Annotated in this window: 9 protein-coding genes; 3 read left to right on the forward strand and 6 right to left on the reverse strand. The window is 48.8% G+C overall.

The window, feature by feature from the left end:
- Positions 1-23: 23 nt before the first annotated feature.
- The 6 genes from GC130_RS15325 to GC130_RS28620 all read right to left on the reverse strand — a co-directional run bounded on the left by GC130_RS15325 (position 24) and on the right by GC130_RS28620 (position 6,854).
- On the reverse strand, positions 24-1,592 hold the full coding sequence (locus GC130_RS15325; RefSeq protein ID WP_151999214.1) for a sulfatase: 1,569 nt from the start codon (positions 1,590-1,592) through the stop codon (positions 24-26).
- Position 1,593: 1 nt separating this feature from the next.
- Positions 1,594-1,953 carry an SdpI family protein gene (locus tag GC130_RS15330; protein WP_151999215.1) on the reverse strand — a complete coding sequence of 120 codons (360 nt, stop codon included), beginning with the start codon at positions 1,951-1,953 and terminating at the stop codon, positions 1,594-1,596.
- A gap of 62 nt (positions 1,954-2,015) precedes the next feature.
- Positions 2,016-2,477 carry a GNAT family N-acetyltransferase gene (locus tag GC130_RS15335; RefSeq protein ID WP_151999216.1) on the reverse strand — a complete coding sequence of 154 codons (462 nt, stop codon included), beginning with the start codon at positions 2,475-2,477 and terminating at the stop codon, positions 2,016-2,018.
- A 241-nt stretch (positions 2,478-2,718) separates the two neighbouring features.
- A complete protein-coding gene (locus GC130_RS15340) occupies positions 2,719-3,384 on the reverse strand; it encodes an HAD family phosphatase (protein ID WP_151999217.1) in 666 nt (221 codons plus the stop codon).
- A gap of 104 nt (positions 3,385-3,488) precedes the next feature.
- A complete protein-coding gene (locus tag GC130_RS15345; RefSeq protein WP_226940509.1) occupies positions 3,489-6,584 on the reverse strand; it encodes a hypothetical protein in 3,096 nt (1,031 codons plus the stop codon).
- 105 nt (positions 6,585-6,689) lie between these two features.
- Positions 6,690-6,854 (reverse strand): hypothetical protein, encoded by a 165-nt coding sequence (locus GC130_RS28620; RefSeq protein ID WP_193217875.1) that lies wholly within the window; start codon positions 6,852-6,854, stop codon positions 6,690-6,692.
- A 34-nt stretch (positions 6,855-6,888) separates the two neighbouring features.
- Here GC130_RS28620 and GC130_RS15350 point away from each other — a divergent pair, with 34 nt between their 5' ends.
- The 3 genes from GC130_RS15350 to GC130_RS15360 all read left to right on the forward strand — a co-directional run bounded on the left by GC130_RS15350 (position 6,889) and on the right by GC130_RS15360 (position 9,188).
- On the forward strand, positions 6,889-7,731 hold the full coding sequence (locus tag GC130_RS15350) for a hypothetical protein (RefSeq protein ID WP_151999218.1): 843 nt from the start codon (positions 6,889-6,891) through the stop codon (positions 7,729-7,731).
- 91 nt (positions 7,732-7,822) lie between these two features.
- Positions 7,823-8,710 (forward strand): hypothetical protein, encoded by an 888-nt coding sequence (locus GC130_RS15355; protein WP_151999219.1) that lies wholly within the window; start codon positions 7,823-7,825, stop codon positions 8,708-8,710.
- Between the two features lie 151 nt (positions 8,711-8,861).
- On the forward strand, positions 8,862-9,188 hold the full coding sequence (locus tag GC130_RS15360) for a PadR family transcriptional regulator (protein ID WP_151999220.1): 327 nt from the start codon (positions 8,862-8,864) through the stop codon (positions 9,186-9,188).
- The last annotated feature ends 49 nt before the right edge of the window (positions 9,189-9,237 follow it).

Genomic DNA, 9,237 nt, shown 5'->3' on the forward strand with positions numbered 1-9,237 from the left:
ATACTGTAGTGTCCTGCCCAATCTCAGTCTATCGTTTTGCTTCCCCACCAGTCCGCATCGGGCGACCAGCCAGGGGTAAGCATAGCCTTTCTCTGTTGTTCGAGTCGTGGCCATAGGTTATTCAAAATGTCTCCGTGACGCTGAATTGTTTTTGCTGTGTCATATTCGGGGTCAGGTACTGGCAGCTTGGCATTGACCTCTTTCAGCCAGCCCAGTAGTTGGTTGCTAAGCTTTTCTTTTGTCTCTATTTCCTTCGAAGCTAAGTTGTTTCTTTCAGCCTCATCGTTTTTCAGGTTGTAGAGTTCCTCTCTGCCATCCTCCCAATAGCGGATGAGCTTCCAATCGCCAAGTCTGATCACAGAGGAGGGTTCGCCACCCTGATTGCCGTAGTGAGGGTAGTGCCAGTAAAGAGGCCTTTCGGCGATTGATTTTCCTTCCAACAGTGGAACCAGGCTTACGCCGTCGATATGCTCGCTGGGCTTCAACGGTATTTTGGCCAGCTCCAGTAAGGTAGGATAGAAGTCGGTATTGATAACAGGTACATTGCTTTTGGCGCCGTTGCTGTGCAGCCAGGGTACTTTGATGAAGAAGGGTTCTCTCGTGCCGCCTTCCCATTGGTAGCCTTTGCCGCCTCTCAGCGGCAGGTTGGAAGTGGAAAAGTTGTCGCCGGAGGAAACCCCGCCGTTATCGGAAGTGAATACCACTATCGTGTTTTCGTCCAGGCCAAGTGCTTTGAGTTTGTCGAGCACAATGCCGACGGCCTCATCCATGGTTTCAACAAGTCCGGCATACACAGGATTGTCCTGCGTTATCCGAATAGGAAGCACGCTTTCCATTTCAAAGCCATTTTCAGCAATTCCCATTTGCTCAGCTTTGCTGCGGTACTTTGCCCATTTTTCCTCTTCCGTTTGAATAGGGGCATGGACGGCGTAGAAGGACAGAAAGGCAAGGAAAGTTGAGTCTTTGTGGCTCTCGATAAAATGGGCTGTTTCCTGCGCCAAACGGATCGACAGGTTTTCACCGTTAGGGCCATCTGAAACCTTCGGGTTTTCGTAAGGAGAGAAATAGCCGCCCATCGGGCTGCCCTTGTCCCAGCCTGCTATGTTGATGTCGAACCCGTGGTTTTCAGGATACGACCCCCTGTCGCCAAGGTGCCACTTGCCGGCAAAGAAGGTTTTGTATCCGTTTTCCTTTAAGGTTTCCGGCAGGGTTACGTATTCATGTGGAAGGTAGTGCGTGTAGTCGGCTGGCAGCAGTTTGTCGAACCTGTTGAGTGTGCGCCAGTCTTCGCCGTATTTGGCCCCGATCCAGTCGGTGATACCATGCCGTGCCGTAAATCGTCCCGAAATGATACTGGCCCTTGACGGACTACACACCCGGCTGGCTGCGTACCCCTGAGTGAACGCCATACCCTCAGCGGCTATCTTGTCGATATTGGGCGTTTCGTAAAACTGGCTGCCCGTGGAGCTTAGGTCTTTGTGCCCAAGGTCATCGACGAGAATGAATAAGATATTGGGCTTCTTTTTAGCTTTTTGTTCACAGCTCAAGCACAGGATGCATAGTAGCAGAGAAGCGGTCAGATACTTTTTCATGTTATTCTGATATAGGGTTGCCCTGCTCGTCAAAGTTCTTCTTTAGGTGTGCTTCAACAACAGGAATCGTTGTCAGCAGAAGGACGACCAATACGCCACTTGACCAACCAACATAGGCCTCGAAGGCCATGCCGACCGAGTAGAAAATGCCCTGAGCCAGGCAAGTCGCAAAACCAACACCTACCATCAGGTTGGCACTTAGCTTGTTAGCTGCTTGCCACGCAGTGTCTGATTTCATCGACCGCCTGGTGCGGTAGCCGTAGAGGTAATTGATGCTCCTGGGAGGGAATATTTTGAAAAGAAAAGCAATACCAAGAAAGAAGGCGCCAAGAATAAAATGCATCCAAAACAGGTTCTCCATAGGTAGTTTTTTGCCACTCAGTTTACAAAATTCCCAATAGACAAACCAGTATTTCGGAAGGTTTAGAAGAAGGCTGGCCTCTGAATTTTATCTGCGATCATTTCCATATGGTAGAGGTCGAAACCTTTGGCCCAAAAATCTTTTTCCACCCGATGTACATTGAAACCAAACTTGGCGTAGAACTGATAGGATTGCTGGGAAGTCCACACTTCCAGTCGCTTCACATGTTTTTTGCTTCGGATTTCATCGAGTGAGTGGTTGATCAGTTTGCGGCCCCAGCCTTTGCCTTGTACTTCGGGTCGGAAGAAGTCCCACGACAGCCGACCGACGCCAGGCAGTGGATAATGATGGCCACCGGCCCCAATTATTTCTCCTTTTACTTCAATCACATAGTAGCTCTCACCGTGTTCTTTCAGGTAGTCCGTTAAGTCAGCTTCTTCTTTACTGGCAAAAAACTGAGGTACATTCAGTCTGAACACTTCCATTACTTTGGCGTAGTCGTCGGGTAGGTAGTTTCTTATCATCTAAAAAAAGTCTGCTCCTGATGTTTAAACAATCGACTCCCATTGTCCCATTAATTTACTGCAAAATGTGAAATAAAAAACAACATGAAATAGCCATAAGGAAAGCCATACCCAGCGGAATGAATAAATCGGTCACGAGACTAAATATCCATTCCTCAATGGTAGAGGCTATTCCATCTGGCCGCTAAAAATTAAGTTTTATACAGATGAAATGTGTTTTCTTGACACACAACGGCTTTGCCTAAATCAACTTGTTTCCTCTAAGGAAGTCCATAGCAGCCTTCAGGTCATTGAAGAGCTTGTCGGCATGTTGCAGCCGGTGATGCTCCCGTACATCGTGCTGCACGGCATAGCAGGTGAGACCAGCATTCTTTGCAGACAGTGCACCGTTGGGCGTGTCTTCAAACACGAGGTAGTCTGCCTTGGGAAAACCGAGGAAGTCGACACACTTTTGGTAGCTTTCCGGGTCGGGCTTGCTGATTTTTACATCGTCCCGGGTGATGGTGTTTTTGAAATACTTGGCCAAATCCATTCGCTCCATCAGCAGGTCGACGTCGGGCCGGGGACTGCCTGTGGCAAGGGCCATTGGATAGCCTTTTGCAAGAAAGAAATCTAGTGTTTCTCTGGCGTGAGGCATCATTTTGAAGTCGCCAGTTTTCATTCGCTCCAAGGCCAGGTTTTCTCTCTTCTCCAGTAATGCCTGCTGGGAAATAGATAAATTGTGTTTTTCGACCAGCATTTGTGCATTGACGGGAGTGGGTACACCGGCAAATTCATCGAGGTATTCCTCATAACTGACTACGATGTCGTATTCAGCAAGAATTTCGTTCCAGATATGAAAGTGGAAGGTTTCGGTGTCTAATAATGTGCCGTCGAAATCGAAGATAATAGCTTTGTATAGGGGCATGAAAGTTTTGTTGGTTGAATAGTGGCAAGGTAAAAAGAAATGTCAGTCTGGGCCTATAGAAGACGTCTTCGACAGACTCAGACTGACATTTGATCCGATTTAGGTTATTCTTTAAAAGGAGAAAAGTTAATGGCGCCGGCTTTTTCTTTGTAGGCTTTCCATTCGGTGTTAAAAAAAGCCTCGGTGTTTGCTACGCCTTCGTCGGTTGCTTCCTCTGCATGCGCAATTGCCCATTCCTGATTGGTGTTGGGACTGTTGTAAGGATTGCCCACCTGGTACATGGCCATGAACAGGCGACTAGATGCCACCGTTGGATCATCATAGATCCCCTGCACATCCTCTTTCGACTTCAGGCGTTCTTTTAACTCGGTGATCTTCTTTTCCAGTTCAGCGCCTTGCTTTTTGAGCGCCTCTTTGCCTTCTATGCTGCTGTCTTCCATAGCAGCATTTACTTTGGCAATGGTGGCTTTGGCGTCGTTGAGTTTGTCTACCGCCGCCGTAGCCTTTTCCATGATAGCGCTTACCCGGTCAAAACGTTCGCTCATTTGGGTAGCTACCGACTTATTGAATGTAAACCGTGGGTCGGCTTTTACTTCTACTTTGGTCGTCGCTTCTTCACCTGCATAAGTATACTTTACTGTGTAGGTGCCTGGCAATACGCTAAAGCCGCTTGGTTCGGCGGCGCCTGCTTTAGGCTTGGCACTCTCAGGGCTGCGCACACCTTTTTTGTCGAGGCCCCACACGATGCGTTGCAAACCAGGCTTTTCAACCACCTGAAACAGGTTGCGGATGACGGTGCCGCTGGCATCTGATATTTGCAGTTTCACCGTGTCCGACTTGATGGTAGTGTCCTGCTTCGAAATGGCTTTCACTGAGTAGGAGAGCAGCGCTCCGGGCTCCCTGTCATCACCTTTGAAAATAGCATCGCCATGGAAACGGGTACCTGCTGCTTCTTTGTAGGCAAAAAGGTAGGCGTCAGGTGAAGGAAATGCGTAAAGTGGCTGCACAATTATCTGAGCACCTTTGGTGGCCATTTCTCTTAGTGGTCGGATGTCGTCCATCACCCAAAGTGCACGTCCGAAAGTACCGATCACAAGGTCGTGTTCCCTTGGATGGATTTTCAGGTCGTAGGTAGAAACAGTTGGGTAATCGTTCGTCCATTTCGTCCAGGTTTGTCCGGCATCAATGGAAACATAAAGACCAAATTCTGTTCCGGTAAACATCAGTTTTGGCTCAACCTGATCCTGTACCATGGAAAGCACGTAGCCGTATACCTTCTGCTCACTAACAAGGTTCACCCATGTTTTACCGAAGTCTTTAGTTTGGTAGAGCATCGGTGCCCAGTTGCCCCGGCGGTAATCGTTCACTACCACAAAGGCTTCCCCTGCGTTGTAGGTGGAAGCATTGATTTGCGGTATCCAGGCGCCTTTAGGCAAGCCTTTTATGTTGGCCGAAAGGTTTGTCCATGTTTTGCCACCATCTTTGGTCAGCTGCACATTGCCGTCGTCGGTGCTAGCCCAGATCACATTTTTGTCTAGTGGGCTTGGCGCAATGGCGAGAATGGTACAGTGATTTTCGGCACCAGTGGCGTCGAAGGTAAGTCCGCCAGTTTCCAGCTTGGTTTTTTCAGGGTCATTGGTTGTAAGGTCGCCGGAGATCAGGCTCCAGTTTTGTCCCCGGTCGGTGCTTTTGTGAATGAACTGGCTACCGTAGTAGATGGTGTTGGCGTCAAATGGATCCTGGGCAATGCCAGCATTCCAGTTGAAACGAAGAAACACGTTGTCGGGGTGGTTAGGTTTGATGAACTGGCTGAAGCCGGTTTCAAAGTCGAGGTAAGAAAGGAACCCGCCCTGGGACATGCCGTAGCCATAGCGCAGATCGCCGGGAACGGGCACCACGTCAAAACCATCACCAAAAGCGATCTCTTCCCAGTAGCCATTGCGGATGCCACCGTTGTGCAGCGACTGGCTCGGGCCTCTCCAGCTGCCATTGTCCTGCATGCCACCCATCACGTTGTAGGGCGTATCCATGTCCACATTTACGTGGTAGAACTGGCCAACGGGCAGATTTTCTACAAAGCGCCAGGTCTTGCCCCTGTCACGGGAGATGTAGGCACCGCCGTCGTTTCCATCAAGCATCAGGGAGGCGTCAGTAGGCAGTACATAAAACATGTGGTGATCCACATGGACTTTGTCGCCACCGGCCAGTGTCTCGAAGGTTTTTCCACCGTCGATACTCACTTTTACAATACCATATACGTTGTAAAGTGTGTTTTCATTCTTAGGGTCAACACGAAGGTCCCAGTAGTAAAACGGCCTGTCACCCACATCCTGGTCTTGCACTTTGCTCCATTTTTTGCCGCCATCCATCGACTTGTAAAGGGCGTTTTTCTTGGTTTCCACAAGTGCGTAGACCACGTCAGGGTTGGAGGGAGCAATGGCAATAGCAGTTTTTCCCATCTCGCCTTCAGGAAGGCCATCCTCGGAGGTTCTCTTGGTCCAGTTTTCACCGCCATCGACTGATACATAAATACCTGACCCTTCGCCGCCCGACTTGAAGAACCAAGGCCAGCGGCGGTATTCCCACATGCCGGCGATCAGCTTGTTGGGGTTGGTTGGATCAATCGTCATATCGGCAATACCGGTACGGTTGTTCACAAACAATACTTTTTTCCATGTTTTGCCGCCGTCAGTGGTTTTGAATACACCTCTGTCGGCGCTATCGGCCCATGGGTTGCCTTGTGCACCTACCCACACCGTGTTGGGATCGTCGGGATGCACGAAAATGCGGTGGATGGTGCGGGTGTTTTCAAGGCCCATGTGCTGCCATGTTTGGCCGCCATCGAGAGAACGGTACACGCCATTGCCCATACTTTGGCTATTGCGGGGGTTGCCCTCGCCGGTACCTACCCAAATGATGTCGGGTGATTTTTGATAGATAGCAATGGAGCCAATGGAGGCTGCTTTTTCTTTGGTGAAAATGGGCGTCCAGCTAGTGCCACCGCCCGTCGACTTCCACAAGCCTCCGGATGCAGTGCCCAGATAGATGATATCGGGGTTGCTTTGCACCACGTCGGCGGCTGTTACCCGGCCGCTCATGCCTGCCGGGCCAATATTGCGTGGTTTAATGCCTTTGAGCAGCTCCATGTCGAGCACCTGGCCCATGGAAAGAAAGCTCGTGAAAAGGAGCAAGAAAGCCATGCTCCACAGTTTGTTGGGTAAATGTTGCATTGTCCTGATTAGTTTTTTTGGGAAGCTACGCAGGCGGCCAATTATATCAAACTGATATATCGCCTGCGAATAGAATTATCCTGCAAACAGGGGGATAGAGATGATAAGTGCTTTCACGAAATTGTAGGTGGACATTTTGAGGTATTCTGCTGCACTATTGAATATAATCCTGAGCGTATTGTGATCCGGCACTGAGACTGATGTCTCGCCGCTTTGTGCGTTGCCCGGGTCCGCCGTCACGCTTAACCATTTCTACTATTAAACTAGAGACACTGTGGAAGCCACTCCAAGACCTGCCTGTCGTGCGTTTTTCGTCGCACTTTTTTTGACCTTGCATGCCTGTACATCAGAGTTGGAGCCCGATCAGCCACCGATGCCGGATGACTATAAGGATGTTTCTCTGCGATCAGAAGCTTATATGACAGCCATGCCAGAGCTTGTTGGCCAGGTAGTTGATGCTGCGGTGAAGTGGGCTGTTGACGGGCCGGAACCGGAGGAGCCATGGCTGCAGGGCGCTATGGTAGCCCACGACAAAAAACATCAAATTATCAGTGTTGATTTTGGAAATGGAGGTGCCTGGGCGGGTGATGTGTGGCGAAGTGGGCTACTGCTGATTACCTACACTGACCTGCGACTGGTTGATGAAGCGACGTACAGTATTTCTTTTATTAATTTCAAAATAGATCATGTATTGCTAGAGGGCGATTTCTCATTCACCTACCGATCAAAGGGAGCCTCGACGGAAAGAAAATATGAAGTGAGATGGGAGCAGGGAAGATTTACCTGGCCTGATGGCACCTATGCCACACGTCAGTCGAATCACTATAGAACTGTTCACCCTGGTCACCTCCCGATGCATAACAAATATAGCTGGGAAGGAGTCGCTTCCGGCGTCAACCGGCATGGCTATGAATACTCCAGTGTTGTAACGGAGCAGCTAAGCTTCAGGCGAACCTGCCTGGTGGTAGGCAAGATTTTTCCTTCCTCAGGAAAGGTCGAAAGCACGATGAAAGGAGCTGGTTTAATTGTTGATTATGGCGAAGGAGAATGCGATAGCGATGTGAAGGCGACGATAAATGGGGAGATTTCGACGGTGCAACTGAGTAGTAGTTTTTAACCTATTCCAATATTTTTTAGAATTTTTTCAATCCCACATTAAACCTTTTCCTCCCGACCTCATCAAAGCAGCAAACAAACTTCTATTAGATATGAATTTGCTAAAGAGATTGATGATGATGACAATGGTGGGAGGAACCATGGTATGGTTGGCTTCCTGCAACAACGAAGAGGATGGTTTGAATGATGATGCTACTGCGTCGGCTTTCGAAGACGTGGCAGTAGACACTGAAGCATCGATGGATGTTGCTTTTGAGGATGTTGACAACGTGGTAGAAGCTGGCATTAATTATGACGAGGCCAGTGGTGGCAAGGTATTGCGTGATCCGCTGATAGAGTGTGCAGTAGTGACGCACGACCATGAAAACAACAGAGTGATTATTGACTACGGCGACGGCTGCGAAGGAGACGGTGGTAGAACAAGAAGTGGGAAGATTATTGTAACCTATAGTGATATCAGGTGGTTTGCCCCCGGAGCAACCAGAAGTGTCACCTTCGAAGATTTTTATATTGACAGTGTAAAGGTGGAAGGAGTTCGAACCATTACCAATATCACCGCCGATGAATCCAGCAAACCTCAGTTCAAGACGCAATTGGCAGGAGGTAAACTGACCTGGAACGACGGCACTTTTGCTACCCGGGATTCAGAGCACACCCGTACCTGGGCCAGGGCAGAGAACCCAGCTCAGGACGAATCGTTTGTAGAAGGGTCAGCTGAAGGAGTCAACAGGGACGGTGAGAATTATAACAGCACTATCACCGAACGTCTTGTCTTCAAAAGACGGTGTGGAGCTCAGGGCTATTTCTTCCCAGTGTCGGGTGTGATTGAAACCATTGCCCCTGACGCAACTATTGTCATCGACTATGGCGATGGAGAATGCGATAACCTGGCCGAGGTTACTATTAATGGAGAAACAAAGACGATAGAACTGGACGTACGAGCGAGAAGGGAAGTAGTCAGAAGAAGGTTGAGAGGCTAAGTGAGTGCGAAATTCAGTTTGAAGGGACTGGCCAATTGGTCAGTCCTTTTTTTGCTTTAGAATATATAAACTACAATACAGGTAAATATTTTTTAACCACCTCTTGCTCGCATTAAAAGTATTAACTACGTTTAAGGTAAATATAAATACAATGGGAAAATATCAACTAGGAGAATTCGAAGAAGTAGTGCTGCTTACTGTGGCCATACTCTACGGAGAGGCCTATGGCATAGCCATTATTGAAGAGATGGAGAAAAGGCTTAACCGGTCGGTAAGCATAGGATCTTTGCAGACAGTGCTCCGTCGCCTTGAGAAGAAAGGCTTTTTGACGTCTGAGTTTGGTGAAGCCACTCAGGTGAGGGGAGGCAAGCGTAAAAGGTTTTTCACTGTGACTCAATATGGGCGCAAAACCATGGAGGAGATCAAAGAGCAGCGGCTGGGTATGTGGAGTGCGATTCCGGAGGTGGCTTTTAAGTAGTCTTGAACGATGATTTATGATGATTTCAAATCATAGAGTCAGGCAACAG

It is taken from the genome of Imperialibacter sp. EC-SDR9, from assembly GCF_902498805.1.
Classification (GTDB): Bacteria; Bacteroidota; Bacteroidia; order Cytophagales; family Cyclobacteriaceae; genus Imperialibacter.

What these genes read in the sequence shown, in the direction of transcription:
- GC130_RS15325 (WP_151999214.1), bottom strand. Translation starts at nt 1,592, where the DNA reads ATGAAAAAGTATCTGACCGCTTCTCTGCTACTATGCATCCTGTGCTTG.
- GC130_RS15330 (WP_151999215.1), bottom strand. Translation starts at nt 1,953, where the DNA reads ATGGAGAACCTGTTTTGGATGCATTTTATTCTTGGCGCCTTCTTTCTT.
- GC130_RS15340 (WP_151999217.1), bottom strand. Translation starts at nt 3,384, where the DNA reads ATGCCCCTATACAAAGCTATTATCTTCGATTTCGACGGCACATTATTA.
- GC130_RS15355 (WP_151999219.1), top strand. Translation starts at nt 7,823, where the DNA reads ATGAATTTGCTAAAGAGATTGATGATGATGACAATGGTGGGAGGAACC.
- GC130_RS15335 (WP_151999216.1), bottom strand. Translation starts at nt 2,477, where the DNA reads ATGATAAGAAACTACCTACCCGACGACTACGCCAAAGTAATGGAAGTG.
- GC130_RS15345 (WP_226940509.1), bottom strand. Translation starts at nt 6,584, where the DNA reads ATGGCTTTCTTGCTCCTTTTCACGAGCTTTCTTTCCATGGGCCAGGTG.
- GC130_RS15360 (WP_151999220.1), top strand. Translation starts at nt 8,862, where the DNA reads ATGGGAAAATATCAACTAGGAGAATTCGAAGAAGTAGTGCTGCTTACT.